The sequence below is a fragment of the Singulisphaera photorubra genome (genome assembly GCF_045290345.1).
In the GTDB taxonomy this organism is placed as follows: Bacteria; Planctomycetota; Planctomycetia; order Isosphaerales; family Isosphaeraceae; genus Singulisphaera.
Genome location: NZ_CP155448.1, coordinates 19054 through 40112, shown reverse-complemented (window position 1 = coordinate 40112; position 21059 = coordinate 19054). Strand labels below are relative to the sequence as shown.

Annotated in this window: 16 protein-coding genes and 1 pseudogene; 5 read left to right on the top strand and 12 right to left on the bottom strand. The window is 60.9% G+C overall.

What is annotated here, in order from left to right:
* Positions 1-27: 27 nt before the first annotated feature.
* Together V5E97_RS40390 and V5E97_RS40385 are read left to right on the top strand one after the other, a co-directional pair.
* Positions 28-2475 (top strand): PSD1 and planctomycete cytochrome C domain-containing protein, encoded by a 2448-nt coding sequence (locus V5E97_RS40390; RefSeq protein ID WP_406701351.1) that lies wholly within the window; start codon positions 28-30, stop codon positions 2473-2475.
* A gap of 174 nt (positions 2476-2649) precedes the next feature.
* On the top strand, positions 2650-4110 hold the full coding sequence (locus V5E97_RS40385) for a DUF1501 domain-containing protein (protein ID WP_406701350.1): 1461 nt from the start codon (positions 2650-2652) through the stop codon (positions 4108-4110).
* Between the two features lie 141 nt (positions 4111-4251).
* Here V5E97_RS40385 and V5E97_RS40380 read toward each other — a convergent pair whose 3' ends face one another.
* Positions 4252-5346 carry a DUF3500 domain-containing protein gene (locus tag V5E97_RS40380; protein WP_406701349.1) on the bottom strand — a complete coding sequence of 365 codons (1095 nt, stop codon included), beginning with the start codon at positions 5344-5346 and terminating at the stop codon, positions 4252-4254.
* A 415-nt stretch (positions 5347-5761) separates the two neighbouring features.
* Here V5E97_RS40380 and V5E97_RS40375 point away from each other — a divergent pair, with 415 nt between their 5' ends.
* Positions 5762-6763: a tyrosine-type recombinase/integrase gene (locus V5E97_RS40375; protein WP_406701348.1), complete on the top strand. Its 1002-nt coding sequence runs from the start codon at positions 5762-5764 to the stop codon at positions 6761-6763.
* Positions 6764-7082: 319 nt separating this feature from the next.
* Here V5E97_RS40375 and V5E97_RS40370 read toward each other — a convergent pair whose 3' ends face one another.
* A complete protein-coding gene (locus V5E97_RS40370; protein ID WP_406701347.1) occupies positions 7083-7649 on the bottom strand; it encodes a hypothetical protein in 567 nt (188 codons plus the stop codon).
* A 200-nt stretch (positions 7650-7849) separates the two neighbouring features.
* On the bottom strand, positions 7850-8296 hold the full coding sequence (locus tag V5E97_RS40365) for a hypothetical protein (RefSeq protein ID WP_406701346.1): 447 nt from the start codon (positions 8294-8296) through the stop codon (positions 7850-7852).
* A 62-nt stretch (positions 8297-8358) separates the two neighbouring features.
* Between V5E97_RS40365 and V5E97_RS40360 the strand changes: the two genes are divergently transcribed.
* A complete protein-coding gene (locus tag V5E97_RS40360) occupies positions 8359-8946 on the top strand; it encodes a hypothetical protein (RefSeq protein ID WP_406701345.1) in 588 nt (195 codons plus the stop codon).
* Positions 8947-9411: 465 nt separating this feature from the next.
* Here V5E97_RS40360 and V5E97_RS40355 read toward each other — a convergent pair whose 3' ends face one another.
* From V5E97_RS40355 to rfbA, 6 genes and pseudogenes are all read right to left on the bottom strand, one after another.
* Positions 9412-10314, bottom strand: coding sequence for a helix-turn-helix transcriptional regulator (locus V5E97_RS40355; RefSeq protein ID WP_406701344.1), 903 nt, complete (start codon positions 10312-10314; stop codon positions 9412-9414).
* Between the two features lie 330 nt (positions 10315-10644).
* Positions 10645-11213 (bottom strand): annotated as a pseudogene (locus tag V5E97_RS40350) (VapC50 family PIN domain-containing toxin).
* A gap of 24 nt (positions 11214-11237) precedes the next feature.
* Positions 11238-11738: a helix-turn-helix domain-containing protein gene (locus V5E97_RS40345; protein ID WP_406701343.1), complete on the bottom strand. Its 501-nt coding sequence runs from the start codon at positions 11736-11738 to the stop codon at positions 11238-11240.
* Positions 11739-12446: 708 nt separating this feature from the next.
* A complete protein-coding gene (locus tag V5E97_RS40340; protein ID WP_406701342.1) occupies positions 12447-12764 on the bottom strand; it encodes a hypothetical protein in 318 nt (105 codons plus the stop codon).
* Positions 12765-13029: 265 nt separating this feature from the next.
* Positions 13030-14487 (bottom strand): DUF1501 domain-containing protein, encoded by a 1458-nt coding sequence (locus V5E97_RS40335; RefSeq protein WP_406701341.1) that lies wholly within the window; start codon positions 14485-14487, stop codon positions 13030-13032.
* Positions 14488-14667: 180 nt separating this feature from the next.
* Complete coding sequence (rfbA, locus tag V5E97_RS40330) at positions 14668-15570, bottom strand: glucose-1-phosphate thymidylyltransferase RfbA (RefSeq protein ID WP_406701340.1); 903 nt, start codon at positions 15568-15570, stop codon at positions 14668-14670.
* Between the two features lie 244 nt (positions 15571-15814).
* Between rfbA and V5E97_RS40325 the strand changes: the two genes are divergently transcribed.
* Entirely contained in the window at positions 15815-16975 is a 1161-nt protein-coding gene (locus V5E97_RS40325; RefSeq protein WP_406701339.1) for an FHA domain-containing protein, read from the top strand.
* 162 nt (positions 16976-17137) lie between these two features.
* On the opposite strand, the gene V5E97_RS40320 is transcribed toward V5E97_RS40325, so the two are convergent.
* From V5E97_RS40320 to V5E97_RS40310, 3 genes are read right to left on the bottom strand one after another with little or no spacing between them, the layout of a single operon-like run.
* Entirely contained in the window at positions 17138-18316 is a 1179-nt protein-coding gene (locus V5E97_RS40320; RefSeq protein ID WP_406701338.1) for a glycosyltransferase, read from the bottom strand.
* Positions 18313-19851: a hypothetical protein gene (locus tag V5E97_RS40315; protein WP_406701337.1), complete on the bottom strand. Its 1539-nt coding sequence runs from the start codon at positions 19849-19851 to the stop codon at positions 18313-18315. The genes V5E97_RS40320 and V5E97_RS40315 overlap by 4 nt, the downstream gene beginning before the upstream one ends.
* Positions 19851-21047, bottom strand: a complete 1197-nt coding sequence (locus tag V5E97_RS40310) for a glycosyltransferase family 4 protein (protein WP_406701336.1) — start codon at positions 21045-21047, stop codon at positions 19851-19853. The genes V5E97_RS40315 and V5E97_RS40310 overlap by 1 nt, the downstream gene beginning before the upstream one ends.
* Between the last annotated feature and the right edge of the window lie 12 nt (positions 21048-21059).

Here is a 21059-nt window from a genome sequence, read left to right as displayed (position 1 = left end):
CGGACGGACTGGAAGCGAGAGATCCTCATGAAACTATCAATTCCGAAATGGCTATTCCTCTTCCTGATTGGGACGTCGCCGCTTGCCATCGTCGCGACCGAATCGGTGGCCGACGACAGTGCCGCGGGCCTCGACTTCTTCGAGGCCAAGATTCGGCCTGTCCTGGTCACCCATTGCTATCAATGTCATTCCGCGGCGGCGGGTAAGTCCAAAGGAAATCTCCTGCTCGACTCCAGGGAGACGATCCGGGCCGGGGGCGACAGCGGTCCGGCCGTCGTGCCCGGGGCTCCGGACGCGAGTCTCTTGCTCACGGCCATTTCCCACGCCGACCCGGATCTCAAGATGCCTCCCAAGACGGATCGCCTGCCGGAATCCGTCATCAATGACTTCAAGTCATGGATCCAGGCTGGGGCCACGGATCCCCGTGAAAAGGGGGCGACCGACGCGAGTCGTCCTGTCGTTAACCTCGAGTCGGGCCGCAAGTTCTGGTCGTTTCGGAAGCCCACCGACCATCAACCGCCGGTTTCGAAGAATCCCCGCTGGGCGAAACGCGATCTCGACCATTTCATCTTGGCACAACTGGATTCTCATGGACTCGTCCCGACGAAGGATGCTGACCCGGTCACACTACTTCGGCGACTCCACTTCGACCTGGTGGGACTGCCTCCCACGCCCGACGCGGTTCAGCGATTTTCCGAGGCCATCAAAGCCCATGGATTCGACGCGGCTTTGGCTGGGGAAGTGGATACGTTGCTTGCCTCCCCGCACTTTGGCGAGCGCTGGGGGAGGCACTGGCTCGACGTGGCTCGATTCGCCGAATCGAGTGGCAAAGAAGCGAATATTTCTTTTCCCTATGCCTGGCGCTATCGCGACTACGTGATCGACGCAGTGAATACCGACATGCCGTTCAATCGTTTCTTGGTGGAACAGATCGCCGGCGATCTACTCCCCGCCGATCACGATGCAGAGCGCGCCCGCCTGTTGATCGCCACCGGCTTTCTCGCGGTCGGCACCAAAAACCTTGACGAAGCGAACAAAATCCAGTTTGCGGCCGACCTTGTCGACGAGCAAATCGACGCTCTGACGCGCGGAGTCATTGCCAATTCAGTGGCCTGCGCCCGCTGCCACGACCATAAGCTCGACCCATTCTCGATGGAGGATTATTACGCCTTGGCCGGCGTTTTCGCGAGTACGAAGACCTACTTCGGAACTGCGATCTCGCCGTCGAATCAGGTGGGGGGCGACCCTCTGGTCTTGCCGAAAGGCGCGGGCCTGCCGATCTTGCATCCGTCCGTTTCACCGGAAAAAGTGGCCAGTTTGAAGCAAGAGCTCGTGACCCTCAAGAAGCAAAAGATCGTCACACTCGCTGATGCGTTACGCGTCTTCTGGCGGTCAGGAGGTATCGAGGGAGAACTGGAGAAGGTTGATGAGAACGGGCAAGCGCTTCCCCTGGCCATGGGCGTGACCGATCGCGAATCGATCGTCGATAAGCCGTTGCTGGAGCGTGGGGAGATCGGTCGGCCCGGCAAACCGGTGCCCCGTGGTTTTCCTCGCGTCATTCAGATTGCGGACACCGGCTCGATTCCGTCCCATCAAAGCGGGCGGCTCGAGCTGGCACGCTGGTTGACGCACCCGGACCATCCATTGACGGCTCGGGTGATGACCAATCGTATCTGGCGCCATTTGTTCGGCGCTGGGATCGTGCGATCGGTGGACAACTTCGGGTTCAGTGGCCAACCCCCGAGCCATCCGGAATTACTGGATCATCTTGCGGTGCGATTCGTCGCCGACGGCTGGTCCGTGAAAAAGGTCGTCCGGGAAATCGCCCTTTCACGCACTTATCGCCAGGCATCCACCTATGACGAAAAGTCCTTCGTGGCCGATCCGGAGAACCGACTGCTCTGGCGATCCGCCAAGCGGCGACTCGACGCCGAGGCGATTCGCGACGCCATGCTGCTGATTTCGGGCGAACTCGACACCTCGCGTCGCGTCGGCTCGCTCGTGGGCAAAGAGATCGGCGATCGGCCGATATCCCTGATCGGGCTGGATAACCGCTTGCCCACCGACCTCGACGGGTCGCGGCATCGGTCGGTCTATTTGCCCGTTCTCCGCGATCGCTTGCCCGACGTCCTAGACCTGTTCGATTTCGCCGAACCGAGCCTGGTCACCGGCGATCGCGAAACCACCAACGTGCCGCTCCAGGCACTCTACCTGATGAATAGCCCATTCATCCAAGCAAGGGCCAAGGCGGTTGCCGATCGACTGAGTGGAGAAGCCGACGACGAATCGCGAATCCGTCGTGCCTTCCTGCTCTGCTACAGTCGCGTTCCGACTGCCGACGAGATGACGATGACTTCCGCGTTTCTGAAGCGGGGAAGGGATCTCGCCGGAAACGATGAAAAAGGGCGGCTTCAGGTGCTTGCCGCCTGCTGCCAAGGCCTGCTGTCGACGGCTGAATTCAGGAACCTGGACTAAGCGATTGGCGCCGGCCAAGGAACCGGGAAATGAGCGAAGGCGATGTCCCCGGCCAAGGCGTTTCCGCGTGGCTCCCAGAACAGAACGCATCCGTTATTCATTGAGAGTGTCCATTATCTTCGCCGAGTGCGATGGCGTTGAAGACTCGGACAGGCTCCTCGGAGTACGTTGCTCATGGCTACCAATCCTCAAGGCGATCGTCCCGTGTCCTTCGTCTCGCGGCGGCAGATGCTGAAGGCCTCGGCATCCGGGTTCGGTTACCTGGCGTTCGCAGGCCTGGCCCACGATGCGGCAGCCCAGGAGTCCGCCCGTCGTTCTCGCGGTGCGAACCTGAGCGCCAAGGCGCCACACTTTCCCGCACGGGCCAAACGCATCATCTTTTTGTGCATGAACGGCGGTCCGTCGCATGTCGATACGTTTGACTACAAGCCCAAGCTCAACAAACAGTCGGGCGAGACCACGAGTATTGGGCGAGACCGTGGTAAAGCCAAACTGCTCGGTTCTCCGTTCAAGTTCGCCCAGCACGGCGAGTCAGGTCTCTGGATTTCGGAGGTCTTCCCTCAGTTGGCGAAGCAGGCCGACGACCTCTGTTTGATCCGCAGCATGCACACCGACCTGCCGAACCATTCGCAAGCGTTTACGCAGATGCACACCGGGAGTTTCCAGTTTGTGCGTCCCTCCGTCGGGGCCTGGTCGTTGTACGGCCTGGGCAGCGAGAATGCCAACTTGCCCGGCTTCGTCACTCTGAATCCGCCGACGGATAACGGGGGCGTGCGGAACTACGGCAGCGCCTTCCTGCCCGCGACTTGCCAGGGAACCAAGATGGGGGGCAACCAGATCCCTGGGTTCTACGCCGCGATCCTCGGTAAGGACGAGGAACCGGGCCCGCCCATGAAGAACATCATAAACAAAGAGCTTCCACGCGACTTGCAGCGTGCCCAAATCGACCTGATCCGAAATCTCAATCAAAGTAAGCTTCAGCGCGATGCTTATCATCCGGAGATCGAGGGCGCGATCGAATCCTTCGAGCTCGCCTTCCGGATGCAGGACGAAGTCCCCGATCTGCTCGACATGCGATCCGAACCCGAGTCGATCCGCAAGCTCTACGGCGTTGGCTCGGGACTACCCACCGATCGCTTCGCGCGTCAGTGCATCATGGCCCGTCGCTTGTCCGAAGCCGGCGTCCGGTTCGTCGAGATCACGGCCCCGGTCGCCTGGGATCACCACTTTCTCATCCAGGATGCGCTTCCGAAGAGTGCGGCCGCGACCGACCAACCCATTGCCGCTCTCTTGACCGACCTGAAACAACGCGGATTGCTGGAAGAAACCCTCGTGATCTGGGCCGGCGAGTTCGGGCGCACTCCGTATGGCCAGAGTACGTTCGGCCGCGACCACAACAACAAGGGGTACACGCTCTGGATGGCTGGAGGCGGCGTCAAGGGGGGCCTGGCTTACGGCGAGACCGACGAATACGGCTATGAAGCGGTCGTCAATCCGGTTCACGTCCATGATTGGCATGCGACGATCCTGCACCTGCTCGGCCTCGATCACAAACAACTGACCTTCAACTACGGGGGCCGTGACTTTCGGCTCACCGATGTTTACGGAAACGTGGTGAAGGAAATCCTGCTCTGAAAACTGATCGAGGGATTTCAGAGCCAAGCGACTTCAGACAAGGCGGACCAGCCGGTGGGAATCCACGGCCGGCCCGCCTGATCTACTATTCTCAACTCTCGATCCATCGATGTGACCGACAAGCCAAACAATCTTCAGTCGTCACTTCGCGTGACCATGGTCGGCCGAAGCCGAGTCGTAGTGCTTCTTGAGCAGGTCGTCGCCGAAATCGCTCTCGAAATCGCGCCAGACGCTATGAACGTGGTTGGCGTTGTTCTGGGTGTTGTCGTACTCGATCAGGAAGGTCGGCCCCTGGATCCGGTAGTAGTGGGGCTCACCGAGTTCCAGACCACCCGCCCAGGCGAAGCCGATCTTATCAACGCCCGCCTTCAGGATTTTGCCCAGGTCGTTCGCAGCCAGTTCGGGGCGGAGTCGTTCGGCGTAGAGTACCACGATCGAGTTCAGCAATTCTTTCTGCTCGGCATTGAGTTCCGTGACCAGGATGCCGGCGGGTTCGAGCGGCTTGGCCTTGCGGAGTGCGAGCGAAAGGATGTCTTTGGGGGCAACAACTTCGAAGATGCCCTTCCTGCGTTGCGCGTCGTTCAGCGACTTCACGAGCTTGCGTCCCAGATCTTCCTCTTCGCCGAGAACGCGCAGCCCCTTGCGAGGACCATCTTTGACCTGGGCGGGGTTGGTTCCCATGAAGGTCGGGCCACCAACGACCCCTTGGTTACCCACGATCGTGAAGTTGAGCGCCAGGTGGTGCCCTTCGACTCGCCATCCCCAGGGCTGCTTGGGGTCCGTCGAGCCCGGCTTGCCGAAGATGTTGAAGAAGTAGAGTTCCGGATCACGAACCGGCCCTTTCCCCTTTTCGATCGAGGCGAGGATTTGTTCCAGGCTCATGATCGTCACGGCCTTGATGGTGCCCCGCTGGCTCAATCCGCTGGAGAGCAGACCGTAAGCCAAGGCCCGTTGATCGCCCGTCATTTCCTTGATCGGGAGTCCCTTGCGAGGCCTCGGAATAAAGTGCCAGTCGTAGCGAAGCGGATCGGTGAACTCAAACCCGGCCTTGAGTTTCTGCTCGGGCGTGAGATCCGCCCAGAGGTTGTTGGCCGCTTCCGCCATTTCGCGGCCGGCCTTCTCCATCGGCGCCTCGTGGGTGTGCGCTCCCGGGCCGTCATGGGCGAAAGACTGGGTTGTGTACGACGAGAGTGCCGAGGCTGTCAGGATGAAGAGGAGAGATCGGCAACGATTCATTGCGAATGAGCCTTGGTCTGGGGTGAGCGAAAGAGCGTCTTTGGCCCTATGGTAGCGAGACGGTCGCCAATGTCACTCTGTTTTTCAGAGGCGCAGACACGTCCCGCTTTGTGGGAGACGTCTCCCAAACGAGCGTCCCGAATCGAAATTCGCGGATCAAGCCGCAGGGCGGACCGTGAAGTCAGCCCGTCCCGGCATGGGTTCGGTGGCAGGGACCGGGCAAGAGTGGACGAAATCACCGTAGTGGGGCGATCTCGACACCCGAACCCGACTTGCGCATGGAACGCTCATGTGTCTTTTTAGCTGATGATTGCGTCGACCTCGATCGTCCCCTAAAGCATCCCATTGCGTACATGCCGGAAAGTAACACTCTTAAATTTCGCCTTTCCCCTAGCGCTCTAGCATAACGTCCTTTATGATGGACCATATGGACGCATCAAACCTGAAGCATCCGACCACGGATTTGGTCGACCGTCAATCCCACAAGGCGCTCCTGCTCGGCATGGTTCCGATCACCATCCGCCAGGCGGGTGAGCCAGCGGCCCGCCGCTTCATCGAATTTTTCACAGCCAACATTCGGAACCCAAATACGCGTCAGGCGTACGCCAGAGCGGTCAGTCATTTCTTCAGCTGGTGTGAACAGCGATCGATCGCCCTCTACGAGGTCGAGCCGATGCTCGTGGCCTCTTACATCGAGCAACATCCCGGAAGTGCCCCGTCCAAGAAGCAGGCACTCGCGGCAATCCGGATGTTGTTTGATTGGCTGGTGGTCGGCCAGGTCTTACCGATGAATCCAGCGTCGTCGGTTCGTGGTCCCAAATACGTCACGAAGCACGGGAAGACGTCGGTACTCGAGGGTGACCAGGCCAGGCAACTCCTGGACTCCCTTGACACCCACTCGATCGCCGGACTTCGCGACCGAGCCTTGATCGGCGTCATGGTCTACAGCTTCGCCCGGGTCTCGGCCGTGGTCGGCATGAACGTCGGCGATTACTATCAAAACGGCAAACGCTGGTGGTTTCGCTTTCACGAGAAAGGGGGGAAGGTGCACGAGGTGCCCGCTCACAGCAGGGCCATCGAATACCTTGACGCCTACCTGGCCGCCGCCGGGATCGGAGACCAGACCCACTCGCCTCTGTTTCGTGCGATCACCCGCCAGCGCACCATCGGAACCACCCGTCCTCATCGAACCGACGTCTTCCAGATGATCAAACGACGCGTGAAAAGGGCGGGACTTCCCGCCTCAACGTGCTGTCACACGTTCCGGGCAACCGGAATCACCGTCTTCTTGCAGAACGGCGGCACCGTGGAAAAAGCCCAGCAGATCGCGGGGCATGAGTCCCCCAGAACCACCAAACTTTATGACCGAACTCACGATACGATCGCCTTCGGAGAAGTTGAACGAATCGTAATTTGATCCGTCCCGATATTCATTGCTGCGTATATCGCCGAGAAAAACGCGAAACTCGAGCTAAGGCGATCAAAGAAAGGCTTCGAGAAGTCAAACTCCGAGGAAATAGGCACGAGATTCAGCCATCGTTCCTGCCTCGAAAGTTGAGCAACCTCAAATCCTTATAATGCACGCTTCATCGCTTCTGCGATTCAGAACACGTCGAGCAAAGTCGAGGGATTGCGGGCAGGAGAGACGTTCCACGGGTTCAATTGGCCGCGTGGAACGCCCCGGGCAGGGTTGCGCGAGGTCGGGCTGAATCCACGCGAAGGGATTTCCCTGGGTTTTAATGATGAGATTGATCAGGCGGTAAAAAAGGCACGGTGGCGGGAGCAGAGGAAGCGCGGCGAGCAATAAGGCCCCCGATGGCGGCGCCGAGTAGGCCAGCGAGGAGACTCGACAGGCACAGGCAGGCACGCAGGCCGTGGACCGGTATGAAGCCTCGGTGGACGTTGTACTGCTTCGTCACGGACACCAAGATGGGCTTCCCTTCCCCGACGTCCATAACTGTCGTGAACTCAGGGGGTTGGTTGGTCAGGGGAGGAAGTTCTTGCCCCGTGCCGTGATGGCGGATGAGCAACCGGTAGGCAATCCCATTCGAGAGCGAAGTCGCCCCGATGGGCGGGGCGGTGTTCGGCTGGCAGATCAGGAACTGTGCCCAACCGAACACCGCAAAACCGGCCCAAGCCCCGCGGCGGTCGATGGCCACAAGGGTGCTCGTGCAGAGGATCATATAAGTGATGGCGAAAACGAAAGCAGCCGAAAACGCGTCGTTGCTACGGAGGGCCGCGAGTCCGATCGCAACGCAGGCGACGACGCCCATGAGTCCAAGTACCGTCGGTCGTGCCTTCATGCGAAATCCTCCCGTTTGATTGAGAACAACCAAGATGATGCGGAAGAATGTACGCTGGTGCAAGGAGCGATTCCACGCGTGGAACGCCCTGCGCAGCTCTGCACCATGTCCGGGCAATCGTTACGTTCCAGGGTAAAACGTGCCGGCGTGAAACGTCCGATAATGGGCATGCTATTCCCTGGCCACGGGTAGGCAGTTTTCTAGTCGAGCCATGTGAGAATCCAGGGGCGGGAGGCGGCCCGTCGGTGCCCAGCCGATTGGGCATTGTGATACTTGACCTTATTCCCGTAGCGGCGGTTGTACTCCGCAGTCAGCTTCATCGAATACCCCATCTCGAATTTGGAGAGAGGCTCGGTGATCGACACGGTATCCCGATGGTTCCACATCGCGTTCAATCGCTGCTGCTCGACGTACTCCGGCGACCGCAGTAACTTCTCATAGAACCGACTGGCTTCGATCGCGTGCCGCTCCTCTGCCTTGAGATGGTGTCGCCTCACGCCTATGGGAATGGCGACGAAGAGTCCGGCAAAAACCAACGCTAAGCCGGAGGCCGGCCCGGACGGAGCGGGCGATGCTTCGCATTGCTGAGGTCCTGGCCCGCCAATATCATCAGGTCGCCACCGCCCGAGGTGTAACGTCGGAATCATAAAAGGTTGGCGCTTGGAGCTGCTCGGTAATACCGATCAAGGACGTCCGAGGAGACTGAGTCGTGTTCGAGCCCAGGGTCTCCGGTTGGCCTCGGATCAGATCGATCGTCCGGGTGACGGACCACGTGGTCTCAACCCCCGATGGCAGCCCTCACCAGATGGCACATGAGCACCGCGAAGCCGTGCCGGGTGTGGTCCTGTTCGAGAAGGAGCCGGCCGGCGAAGCGTACCGGGCAATCCTCGACTTTGCGGCGGCGCACTGCTATGCGTTCGCCCTGGTGTGGCGGGATCAGCTCCTCTTCGACCCCGCCGCTCTGGACCTTGCCCGGCGCCTTGAGCCCTGGCTCTGCTTCGAGCGCCATACGCACGAATGGCCCGGAACCAAACTGTTGGGCAGCAAGGCTTGGGTCCGCTGGTACACGGTCACGGAGGTGTCGCTCGCGGAGGTCGCGCAGGCGGACGGGCTTTACGACTGGCTCTCCCCGGGCCTCCCTGAAGACCTCGCGTTCTACCACCGCGACGGGAGGGGGTGGGTCGGGTCCATCTCCCACGAGGGTGAAGGCTGGTTGGATCTTGAGACCTTCGGAGCGGACCTCTCCAGGGACTTGCTGCGAGTCCTGGCCGACCACGAGGTCATCTTGGCGCTGTAAGAGTAAGCCCGTCGATTCGGCGCATTGCCTGGACTATGACCCGCACCTACCATCCTGACTGATGAGACTCAGCCGGCTTACGGCTTAGCGTTGTTTTTTGTCCGTTTGCTACGGGAAGGCCAATTTCGGGTGGGCAGTCGTGCGCAGCATTGGGGCAGGTTCCACGGCTCGAATCCGCCGCGTGGAACGTCTGATAATGGTGGTTATGTTGCGTCCGCCCTTCCTACTTGGCGATCACTTTCCTACCTGTTCGGAAATAGGAACATTCAGGTCGATCTCGGCCCTCTCAAGTCACAACTGGACGGGTTGTACCTAGGGATCGGTGAAGACCAGGTTATCTCGCGTGATCTTGGTTGAAACCGTTTACGAATCTCGCCCCTCGACGTGTGGAGGTCGAGGGTCTCGCCCTCGGCGGCGTGACGCGCGAGTTCGTCGTCGATCGCCCTGAGGAAGGAGTGGATTTCCTCACTGATCATCGGGACGCCTCCTCCGGCGAACCGCAGTGGTACGCTTGAAGGCGACCTTCTTCGGGCTCCGCGGCTTCACGGGAGGCGGGGAGAGAGGGTAACCCGCCGGATCCGATCCCTGTGGGACGGTCACGATGACTCGGCCTCGTAGCCATGCAGGTCGGGTCGCCGATCCGATTCGGAGCGATTGGAGGTGCTCGGCACGCTGCCGGAATTGGGACAAATCAGCGTCGTAGGCGATCCTCCAGCGGCGCCAGAGCGGCGAAGTCGAGCGTTCGGTGGCAGGCTTCCCTAGGTCTTCCCATGGCTCGGACGCGCCGGGAAGCTTGGCTTGCAGAAGGAAACGCTCTAATGGTCCCTTGCGGCATCCGCCGGGGAATCCCGACTGCCGGTCGATGGCCAGGGCGATGTCAGCCAGCCACGCCAGCCGGCGGGTCATGCCAGCGGCTTTGCTGTGGCCTACGAGAAGGTCGGGATCGAGCTCGTTCCAGGCGAGCGTCGCGGGGATGGCCTCGACGATTCTGGGATCGGGCGACTCGCCCGCGATGGCCAGGTTGATCACCTCCTCGGGGCGGCGAAATGACCCGGGGACCGCGGAATCGCCGACCCGGAGGTCGATCACCCCAAGTCGGCGCAGCTCGATGGCGAGGTCTGCCGGCCCGGCCCCCGGCCCGTCGGAGCCGGTGAGCAGACGTTGGATCGGAATATCCAAAGTCCGGGCGATTCGCAGGGCCTGTGGGAGCGTCGGGATTCGGAGCCCGGCCTCGAAGAGGGAGACCTGCTGCTGGGCTAGACCACTACGGGCCGCCAGGGCCGCCTGGCTGAGCCCGGCCTCCACCCGGCTGTGAGCCAGGTGGTTTCCGAGTCGTTCACAATCAAGGGTTGGGACTTTCGGGTGCATGACGTCACTCGCGAAGAGCTCCGGTTGGCTCGTGCGCCGCCCCACAACGTTTCATTGTAAGATACAACGAGATCGCGTAAATCACAACGAATCGTTGTGGGGCGCAACCTCGATACCCTTGTTCATGACATGGTGGATGGACTTTTCGTCCAGTGGACGCTACGTGTGAAGTCTCAATAAGGCCCACCGCTTTCCTTAAGCCGGCGGGCAGGGCGTATCCGTCTGCGACAACTGCGGGATCGTGCGTCCGATAATGAAATTCATGTTGCGTTCGGTGAATCCATCGGCCCTGGCTTTCTTATCGGTGATGCTTGATTAACTTATTCATACCTATATCAACGCGATGTAATCACGCAAGGCCGCCGCCGTTTCAGCAAGTCTCTGACGTTCCAGCGTTTCCAGGTACTCTTCGGCTGACTTAGGAGGATTACGAAGTCGGGCACGCACGTTTTTTACTGCGGTGCACACGGCCGCCGTATTCAGGTCGAACAGGTCGGCAATGAAATCGTCAGGGTGCCGTGCCTCGATCCCGTAAGGATCGAGGCACCGGGACGGGAAGTCTTTGAGATTGAAGGTCACGATAACGCCGGCACCGCATTGAATGGCTGCTGCCAACACGTGCCGGTCATCCTGATCAGGCAAAGTGAGACTTGGGATAAGGTTATCGAAGCCGACGACCAGACCATCACGGATGTGGCGGTTCATCAAATCGCGCGTATGCTCCAGCTGCGCTCTTGTCAGGTCGGATCTATCTTCGAGGACGTTGCGAATCCATTCATCGTGGATCTTGTCCGACCAACGCGCCCGAACCAAATCGGTCAAAGCGAGTTGCATAAGCAAGTCGCGTAGAGGAGCCGGTACAGCACGCATGCATCATAAACAGCCGTGAAGGTCGTCATATTATTATTGACAAAGTATAGAGACTAATAGCCCATCCCAAGTTCTTGTGCCTGCGAAACCAATTCGTCGAGCACTTCGGATCGCGCAGCGTCAACGCGCTGTTTGTAGGCCATGAGGTCATCGAAACGGACGCGGCGGTGTCTCCCTACCGTCCGATAAGGGATCTCATGGCTTTCGAGAAGTTTGATCAAAAACGGTCGAGAGACATGGAGCAGGTCGGCTGACTCCTGGGTGGTCAGTTCCGCATGCACCGGTGTAAGCGTGACCGCGTTACCCTGAGCCATCTCATCGAGCATAATTCGAAGGAGCCTCAGGGCACACAATGGGATGGTAAACGATTCTTTGGCGGTCTGGCCTTTCACCTGTACGACAACATCTGCCCCAGCGTTTTCGGTGGCCCCGGTTTCAGGCTTCTCCAAGCCCGCGATCATGGGCCCCAGCCGACGACTCGACTCAAGCGCCATCTGGCTTTCCGATTCCGTCGGCCGACGCAAAGACGGTCGAGGCGCACGTAAAGCCGACATTTTTCAGTCTCCTAATTCCATGGTTCTTGCCTGGGTCTGCCTGACAACTGGTGGCTATCAGGCCCACTCATCATCTTGGCTCTATTCGCAGCAAATGCAATAGATGCAACCAACGAATTCGGCGCAGGCATACTGGTGGAATGTATTGGGGGAGGTTCTTGTCGATGATGCCGGCCGCCGTTGAGATGGTGACTTTCTTCTCGCGAGCGAACCACCAGAGCCGATCGTGGACATCATCCGGGAGCCTAACCGTCCGCCCACTGCCCTACCACTCAGCCGACCTGCGGGCCCCGGGCCGCAGCTAAGCCGTTGGTCTCGGTTTTCTTTGATTTTCTGATAGGTGACCGAGGTGCTGCAATCGCTGTCGGGTGCCACGGGTTGTACTCAACCCGTGAACGATTGACCGGGTTTTTGGCTCACGGGTTAAGTACAACCCGTGGCACCCATAATTTGCACATGATTCAATACAAAGAAAGACCAGGTCCACGTGCTTAGGCGAAGCGCGGTGACGATCGCGATGGGGTTGGTCGGGCACTTCTCGATCTGCCGGCGGAGATGATCCTCGGTCATGCAACTCCGCGGGGTTCCTCGGGGAGACAAGCGAGGAACTATTTTATCAGGTGCGCCGCTGGTCCCCGTCAGACTTCCTCGGCCGCGTCCCCGAGTCGGACGAACTCTCGGCAGCGGCAGACCCATCGGCTCGCGCATTTACGGGCGCCGACCTTGGGTCGACCATCCCCCGTCGTCCGGAAGCCACGGGTAGCGGGCCAGTCGCTCGTAGTAGAGCCGCCAGTTTCGCAGCATCGCGGCGCGTTTGAGGTTGAACCGGGCCGTGAGGCCGCGACGTTCGCCTGCGAGTTTTCTCATCGCGGCTTCCTCGTAGGCGAAACCGGCAGCCCGGTGGTGATAGAGGGTTCGCAGACGGAGCAGGCGGGTGCCCCAGACGGTGGCGCCGCAGATGATGCCAATGACCGCCACGGCGAGCATCGCTCCCCGTACGCTGAACCGGATCCGGAAGGTTCGCATAGGCCCGGCCTCCTCGGATCGAAGTAGCAACCGCCGAGGACCCGGCCAGCCACGCAATGTCGACGACCTAGCCCCGCTCATCGAGCACGCCCATCATTCGGAGCGCCCCCAACTCGAGCACGGTCTAGGCGTCGACCGACTGCGCCGGCCGGAAGAAATGCGTCTCATCCCATTGAAGATGATCCACCAGCTTGGTCTTGAGGCGCCTCCCCAAGCAGACAGTGCGCCTCCCGACCCTTTGTCGAAGCCTAGCTCTTGAGGGGCCTCAAAAAAGCTCAGCGATCGGGCTGCCGTCTTCGACGATGTTCCGCGGTCGTCCGACCGTATCAAGATAGGTGGTGTCGAGCGGAACGCCCATGTGCTGGTAGATCGTCGCGGCCAGGTCGGCGGGAGTGACCGGGCGATCCTTGATATGGCCGCCGTCGCTCTCGCTGGACCCGATCACCTGGCCATGGCGGAGGCCACCGCCGGCCAGAGACATTGACATGATCGGATTCCAGTGATTCCGGCCGTCGGTGCTCCCTTGCGTCCCCATCACGGGGGTGCGGCCGAACTCTCCCATGGCGATGACCAGAACGTCGTCGAGCAGTCCGCGCTCACCTAGATCGCCGACAAGCGTGGTAATTAACCGATCAAAGAGAGGGAGCAACGGCCCAAGGCCCTTGCTGATCCCGCCGTAGGGCGGGATGTTGTCGCCGTGGTTGTCCCACGTGCCCGACGCCGTGTGATGGCTCAGGTCGAGGGTGACGAAGCTGACACCCGACTCGACGAGCCGCCTGGCCAAAAGCGCTTGCTGGCACCAAAGGTGCGGCCCGTATCGTTCGCGGATCGCGGCCGGTTCCTTGGAGAGGTCGAAGGCCTCACGCGCCTGGTTGCCAAGAAGGAGGTCCACGGCTTGCTGACCAAACTTGTCCATACCTTCCATTGATCCGGAGCGATCGATCTCGCTCCGCATCCGATCGAGCTCCCCGAGTAAGGCCCGGCGATCTTGCAGACGTTCAAAAGTCAGGCCGCGGGGGAGCTGGAAGAAACCGGCGTCGGTCTTGCGTCCGGTATCGACTCCAACATTGTCGTAGATCGGCAGCTTCGTCGCATTATCGGCAATGAACGGATCATACTGCTTGCCGAGGTAGCCGGCGAATGCGAGGTGGGACCGCGACTTCATGAACGCGACGTAGGGGGGCATCCCGGGATGGTTGGGCCCGTGGTGTTTCGCAACGATCGATCCAATGGCCGGATACATTTCGGCCACCGGATTGGTGCGCGGCTCCGCATCGCGGTTGGCCGTCTGGAACACCTTGTTCGGTTCGTGGTTGCTGAACCGTGCGTCGACAGAGCGAATGATCGTGAACTGGTCGAGCATCGCCGCTTGCCTGGGCAGATGCTCACAGATCCGCACGCCGGGCAGCCGGGTCGTGATCGACCCGAACGGGCCGCGGTTTTCCAGGGGACGGTCGGGCTTGGGATCCCAGGTGTCGATCTGGCTCGGTCCACCGGTCATCCAGAGGAGAATCACGCTCTTACGGCCACCGATCGGCCGACCGGCCTCCGAGGCCTGGGCGCGGCTACGGAGCAGTTGGGGCACGCTGAGCCCCGCCATCCCCATCAAGCCTGCCTTGAGCATGTTCCGGCGGCTGACCACCATGAGCCCTTCCCGCTCCAACGGATTAAGTCCGGCGAATGCGTGTTGGTGATCGTGTTGTGGTCGATCGTGGCTCGGCATGTCCGCCATCCTCATTTGAACCGGTGGAAACGGGCCCGGGGTAATTTCCAATCCGGATGCCCATGATACAGTATTCAACAACCCCCGGGGACCACAGATTCAAACCTGATTCAACAATTTCCGGAGTCGCTCGCGTCGAGTCCCGAAACTCTGGCGTTCTCCTGCGTCGCAGCCTGGATTTCAAGACTCCGGCTGGCCCTGTTCTCGCAAGAGATCCTTTAAATAGCGTCCGTAATCATTGGGGAGTTTGCTCGCGAGATTCTCGACCTGCTCGCTCGAAATATATCCCATCCGGTAGGCCACTTCCTCGATGCAGGCGATTTTGAGCCCTTGGCGTGATTCAATCGTCTCGACATAGTTGGCCGCCTGGTTCAATGAGTCAATCGTGCCGGTGTCGAGCCAGGCAAACCCTCGGCTGAACCGTTCGACGCGGAGCTGGCCGCGCGAGAGGTACTCACGGTTGACGTCGGTGATTTCGAGCTCGCCTCGCGGAGAGGGCTTCAGGTTCGCGGCGATCTCAACGACCTGATTGTCATAGAAGTAGAGTCCGGTCACTGCGAACTGGGACCTTGGACGCGGCGGCTTCTCTTCAATTGAGATCGCGTGCCCCTGCGCATCGAACTCGACCACGCCATAGCGTTCGGGATCCCTGACCTGATAAGCGAATACGGTCGCCCCCTCCTGGGAGCCGCGGGCCCTGGCCAGCATCGCCTGAAAGCCCTGGCCGTAAAAAATGTTATCGCCCAGGATCAGGCCCACCGACGACGAACCGATAAACTCACGACCGATCAGAAACGCCTGGGCCAGACCGCCCGGATGCGGTTGCACGGCGTAGCGGAGCGACAGGCCGATCTGATGGCCGTCGCCAAGTACGCGCTCGAAGTTGCCGATGTCCTCTGGCGTGGAAATGAGCAGGATGTCGCGAATGCCCGCCAACATCAAGGTTGAGAGCGGGTAATAGATCATCGGCTTGTCGTAGATCGGCAGCAATTGCTTGCTGATCGCACGGGTGATCGGATAGAGCCGGGTTCCCGTGCCTCCCGCCAGGATGATGCCCTTGGGAAACATTTCCTGGTCTTTCATGATTGAAACGCTCCGGGATTGGGATAGGCTAGGGAAAACGGTCGGAGGTCATGCTAGCGGCGCTCCGAAAGCGCGGCAAGGCGGCACGGCCCCTATCGCATTCGCACACCCCGACAATCAGCGTTCGCTGATTCAAGACAATCCCACTTGACCGCGTGGCCCAGATTCCATCAGCCTAGTGGAAATCGCCAGGAGAGTCGACGCGACGTATGTGATCGCATCTCGGCGGTGCGAGGGGCGTTTGATGATTTCTTTCCTCGACGCGAGCGGCGCGGGCGGCCCCTTGCAGTGGGCCATCGAGTGCCGGGGTTCGGCCGTGGTGGAACGCTTCACGTTCGACCAGCCGTTCCTCGTCGTCGGGCGCAATCCAGTTTCCGATCTGCACCTACCTCACCCTGAGGTCAGCGACCGCCATGCTTACCTCCAACTGGTCGGCGGGCGGCTCGCCTGTGTGGATCTAGGGAGCGACGCCGGAACCTACCTTGATGGTTGCTGTCAACGCTTCGGGTGGGTCGATCCAGGAGGAACCATCCGAATCGGCCCCTACCGCTTACGCCTGGCCAGTGAGGATTGCATACCCAAGGCCGCTGGCTCCGAGACCACAAGGCAGCCCACTATGGCCCTGGAGCTCTCTCATCGATCGATCCGGTCCTCGTCCTGCTCCGTCACCGAAGACCTCATTCTGGTCGGAAGTTCGGCCGACTGCCAGGTGAGGCTGCTCGACCTGAGTGTCTCGAACGTCCACTGCGCTTTGATCCGGACCTCAAAGGGAAACTGGCTGGTGGACCTGCTCGGGCGAGGCGGAATCACCATCAACGGCACCAAAACGCGAATTGGCCGCATCGTCAATGGCGACGAATTCCGTCTTGGTAACTCGCGGGTGCGGCTCCCATCCGACCGCACCGCCGACCTGGCGGCCGACGAGGCCCACAAGCCCATCGGCTCAGTCGGCTCCTCATCAATTCCGGCCGTTGTTTCCGCGGCCGACCTGAGGCCCCTGCTCTCGGGCCTGACTCCCGAGACAGCCGAGATCGCCGAGTCACTGCTCGTTCCGCTCGCCAACCAGTTCGGCATGATGCAGCAGCACCTGTTTGACCGGCTGCAACAGGCCGAGCGAGAACGGTTTCAAGCCCTTGCCACATTCCAAAATGAGCAGTTTGCCGCACTCCGTGAAGAGCTCGAGCAGCTCCGCGAGCTTCGGCAAGAAATCGACGAAATGCGGGGTGAACTGATTCAGGAGGATCGAACTTCCAACGGCCGTACCCGGACAGGGAAAGCCTCGGTGACCCGGCCTCGTCTGGGCGCCGCAACTACTCCGGACACGCGAGACCGAGCGCAGGCCTTGCCTCCCCCCGAAGCGTCGAGCGTACTGCGGATTAGCATCGGGGAATCATCGTCATTGTGAAAGTACAAAAGCAGGGCGAACGGCTCTGGAAAATTCCGGTCACCGGAGTGCCGGTCAGCTGACACAATCTTTGACGAACTGGACGGAGCCATTGTGCCTCCCTCCGTTACTTGAGTTGTTGATCACCGCATTGTCTGGTTGCAGGCAAACGCGACCTTACGCTTAACGGAGCCGATCAAGGAGCTCGCGATAAATCAACGTGAGTTGCGCGGCGTGATACGCCCAATCGAATCGGCTCGCCTGGGCCATCCCGAGGTCGCGGCGAGCTTGCCAGGCGACGGAGCCAGACCGTTCGGCGAGCAGGGAGAGGGCGGCTTCGGTCCAGGCGGGAAGATCGGCGACGGGCCGATAGACAGGAGCTTCTCCTCCCACCTCGCGGAGGACGGGCAGGTCGCTCGCGAGTAGGGGTGCCCCACAGGCCAGGGCCTCGGCGACCGGAAGCCCGAATCCCTCGGCATCACTCGGCATCATTACCAGTGTGGCCCGGCGGTAGACGGCGGCCAGGGTCGCACGGGAGCAGAAAGGGAGCGAGACGACGGCGTCGCTCACCCCAAGTTCACGCGCCTGTCGCTCCTGTTCGGACGTGAGGGGGCCGCCGGCGCGAATGAGCCGGGCCCCGGGATGAGCGCGTTGGATTGCGGCGAAAGTGGCCAGCAACACATCGATTCGTTTGCGAGGGATCGTCGAGCCGACGTGAAAGATCTCGGGAGGACCATTGCGATCGAAAGGACCGAGGAGTCGGGCCGCTTCGGCATCGGCTACTGGGTCAGGATCGATCGAGCACTCGGGATGCCTGCCCAGGTAGACCACACGCGTTCGAGACTCATGGATCAGTCCGTGAGCGAGCAAGGCGTTCCGGGTCGCTTCGCTGTCGCAGACAACCGCGGCCGCGGCACGCAGCCCCGCGAGAGTTCGACGCGCCAGGGCGCGAAACCAACGCGGGCGTGGTTCGCGTTCCGGTTCCAGGAGGCAACGAAACGTATCAAGATCATGACAGGTAACGACGGCACGGCCAGCCGGAATCACATGGACGAGCTGAGCGTAACTATGATCGACCAGATGAAAGAGGTCGAACTCCCCACGACGCACGCGTTGCGTCAAAGCCCGAGGGTAGTCCCAGAACCGATTCAAGACACGATCGGCATTCCGCGCCAGGCCGAGTCGACGCGTCCCGGGCCAGCGCCCCAGTCGATGTCGATACGCAGGGCAAACGCGCGTCGCCGCGAACGCATCGGAGTGCCCCTGACCCAGGTGGGTCAGGATCATTTCTCCCATCAGGTCCATACTCGGCCAGCCTTCTTCAGGGAAGTCGCAGACGATGGCCAGGCGGGTTCGGTTCATGGTGTTTGAGGGGCGGAGCTCAGCTTTGGAGCCGATTGAGGCAGCGTGTAGACAGAGAGGAGCGGCGATTGCTCCGGCATGCGCTTCAGCTCATAACGGTCGATCACATTACGAGCAAACTCGGTGGTCGGGCCCCCTGGCAACTTGTGAAGCACCACGAGATACCAGCGGGAACCTTCCCGATCGAGGTCGGCGAAGAATTGCCGAGGATCTTCGGCCGGTTGATCCAGATAAGTGAGCTGCCTGAGTCGGTAGGACGGAATGCCCACGGGGATTCCGACAAGCTTCAATAAGGCTCCATCGTACAAGATCAAGGAGCCCTCGGGAATCGTCGCGATCAGGGCGTTTCGAGCCTCGAGGAGCTCGTTCAGGTGACGCTGGTGCCGGTCGAACATCAGGGCGGTCGCCCCGAGCAAGCCGACGCATGCCAGGCTCGCCAGAACCAGGCCGACTCGATCGCCAAGCCAACGACGAAGCGGACCGACGACCCGGTCGTCCAGCACGCCGGCATAGGAAACGATCCAGAGCGGCAGAGCCACCTGGAGCAGGCGCTGACCGACGACAACCGTCCCCAGCCAGTTCGGAGCGCGGTCATGGAAATAATAGAAAGTGAGGAACCCGAGAAAGAGTCCGCAGACGCCCCGGACCAGCCATCGCAAGGGGGACCGATCGAGCCAAGGCGCAAGCAGCATCGCCGGCCAAAGAGTCATCAACGCCGTGACATAATACAACGCATGCGGAATAAAAAACGAGGTTGAGAAATAGCCACGACTCCCCGTAAATGGCTCGGTCGGTGCGTGGTAGACAACCAGGTTGTAGCCAACGAGCAAGGCCCCCGCGAAACCACCGGCAATCATGCAGAGCAGCGCATCGCGCCACGCTCGAGGCCGCCCACCAGGTAAGAGGAACGCAACGGCGACGATCGGCAACGCCAGGGCGGCGTGATAGCGCATCGAAGCCGCCAGCCCTACGGCAAGCCCTGCCCAAACCCCCGCGATGGGCGACGCCGAGGTCAGAGCCAAACCGGCCAGCAAGAGCCCGGTTCCCGCGGTGGCATCCGCCATGATCGTCCTGCTATAGATCGCCAGGGTCGGGTGCAACAAGAGCAGGACGGCCCAGAGCGGCGATCGACCCAGCCGCGTCAGGAGCAGGGCCGCGATGGCAGTCATTGCCAGGTGGAGAAGCAGGCCCGATACAAAGGTCGCGCGGACCCCTCCCATCACCAGAAACGGCAAAGCCGCCAGCGATCGCCCCGGATGCCGCGCAGCCACATGTCGGCCCGCGACCGGCACGAAATCCGCCAACTCGGACCAGCCCGCCCCCTCCGCTGATACCGCCCCATGCGACCACACCAGAGCCTGGTTCACGAACCCGACCTCATCCTCGATTCCAGGGAGCGGTGGATAGTAGACCGCATAGAGCGTCGAGTAGGCGACCATCAGGGCTGCCAACACGGCCCACTCACGACCTCGACTTCGACGGTCGTCACCCGGGATTTGCGAGGAACCGGCCCCTTGGAAACGCTTCGTGGCCATTACTTTTCTGTCCCTCGATCACTCGCTAGAGGACCACAACGGCCCGGGATCGCCGTGTCCCGCAATTTCTCAAAGAAATCGAGATAAGACCGAGCGACGACCGGCCAGCTATATACATCCCGGGCGCGGGCTAGCCCTCGCGCGCGGAGGTCCTGACGGACGGAACCGTCTTCCAAGAGGTCCTGGAGCGCCGCAACCCAGGCCGGCTCGTCAGCCTCGGCGACGACCCTGCCGGCGTCATCCACAACATAGGGGATCTCACCCGAGTCGCTGGCGATGATCGGCACGCCGGTTCCCATGGCTTCAAGCAACATCCGGCCGAACTGCTCCTTCCAGCGCGGGGTCGTCTGGCTGGGCGCGGCGAGAAGGTCCATCGCGTTCAAGTAGCCAGGAACCGCATCATGACCGACGCCCGTGACCACCCGAACCCGATCGCCGTGACCGGCGGCCCATTCACGAAGCCTTCCCTCCATCGGCCCCCCCCCCACCCAAAGCGCCCGCCAACAACTCGGATCGAGTTGATCAAGCACGCGCAGGAGCAGTTCGATCCCCTTCTGCGGGACGAACCGCCCGAGGAACCCCACGATCGGGGGGCCGGGCGCAGCCCATCCCAGAGTTCCCAGGATCGTTTGCCTCGCCTCAAAATCAGGGCGGAACACGTCGAGGTCGACCCCGAGGGGGATCGTCCGCATCGGCCGGTCGCGGTATCCGGGCCGGTCTCGTAAAGTCTCGGCGACCGTCTGGCCGAACGCCGTCCACCCCGAGGCACGCTCCAGGCAGTAACGTTCAATCTGGCGAAAAGGGATCGGATACGTTTTCGAGATATTTTGGAAGCTCGAATAGATGAGCCTGGTATCTCGACGCCTATGGCATGCAACCTGAGCGCTCGCCAGGATGTAGGGTTCTTCCCAGGCGTGCACGACGTCCCAGGTCTGGTTGCGCAGTAAGCTCCTGAGTTTTCGCGAATAAGTGAAAACGTGAGCGATTTTCGATAATCTCGTTGTAACTGGCTCCAGCCGGTACGGTTCGTCCGCACCTTGATCGAGCTGGATCGGTCCCAGGTCTCCTTGAAAGGAGGCTGGGGCCGCCACGGTCACGTCGACTCGATCGCCGCCGGCGATCGCCAGCTCGCGGCAGAGTCGGCGATTGAGCCCGACGACGTAAGAGTGGCCCAGCATCAAGATCTTGGTTTTCATGGATACTTAGTC

Coding starts and splice junctions, on each gene's coding strand:
- V5E97_RS40390 (WP_406701351.1), top strand. CDS start 28: ATGAAACTATCAATTCCGAAATGGCTATTCCTCTTCCTGATTGGGACG.
- V5E97_RS40385 (WP_406701350.1), top strand. CDS start 2,650: ATGGCTACCAATCCTCAAGGCGATCGTCCCGTGTCCTTCGTCTCGCGG.
- V5E97_RS40380 (WP_406701349.1), bottom strand. CDS start 5,346: ATGAATCGTTGCCGATCTCTCCTCTTCATCCTGACAGCCTCGGCACTC.
- V5E97_RS40375 (WP_406701348.1), top strand. CDS start 5,762: ATGATGGACCATATGGACGCATCAAACCTGAAGCATCCGACCACGGAT.
- V5E97_RS40370 (WP_406701347.1), bottom strand. CDS start 7,649: ATGAAGGCACGACCGACGGTACTTGGACTCATGGGCGTCGTCGCCTGC.
- V5E97_RS40365 (WP_406701346.1), bottom strand. CDS start 8,296: ATGATTCCGACGTTACACCTCGGGCGGTGGCGACCTGATGATATTGGC.
- V5E97_RS40355 (WP_406701344.1), bottom strand. CDS start 10,314: ATGCACCCGAAAGTCCCAACCCTTGATTGTGAACGACTCGGAAACCAC.
- V5E97_RS40345 (WP_406701343.1), bottom strand. CDS start 11,738: ATGTCGGCTTTACGTGCGCCTCGACCGTCTTTGCGTCGGCCGACGGAA.
- V5E97_RS40340 (WP_406701342.1), bottom strand. CDS start 12,764: ATGCGAACCTTCCGGATCCGGTTCAGCGTACGGGGAGCGATGCTCGCC.
- V5E97_RS40335 (WP_406701341.1), bottom strand. CDS start 14,487: ATGCCGAGCCACGATCGACCACAACACGATCACCAACACGCATTCGCC.
- rfbA (WP_406701340.1), bottom strand. CDS start 15,570: ATGAAAGACCAGGAAATGTTTCCCAAGGGCATCATCCTGGCGGGAGGC.
- V5E97_RS40325 (WP_406701339.1), top strand. CDS start 15,815: ATGATTTCTTTCCTCGACGCGAGCGGCGCGGGCGGCCCCTTGCAGTGG.
- V5E97_RS40320 (WP_406701338.1), bottom strand. CDS start 18,316: ATGAACCGAACCCGCCTGGCCATCGTCTGCGACTTCCCTGAAGAAGGC.
- V5E97_RS40315 (WP_406701337.1), bottom strand. CDS start 19,851: ATGGCCACGAAGCGTTTCCAAGGGGCCGGTTCCTCGCAAATCCCGGGT.
- V5E97_RS40310 (WP_406701336.1), bottom strand. CDS start 21,047: ATGAAAACCAAGATCTTGATGCTGGGCCACTCTTACGTCGTCGGGCTC.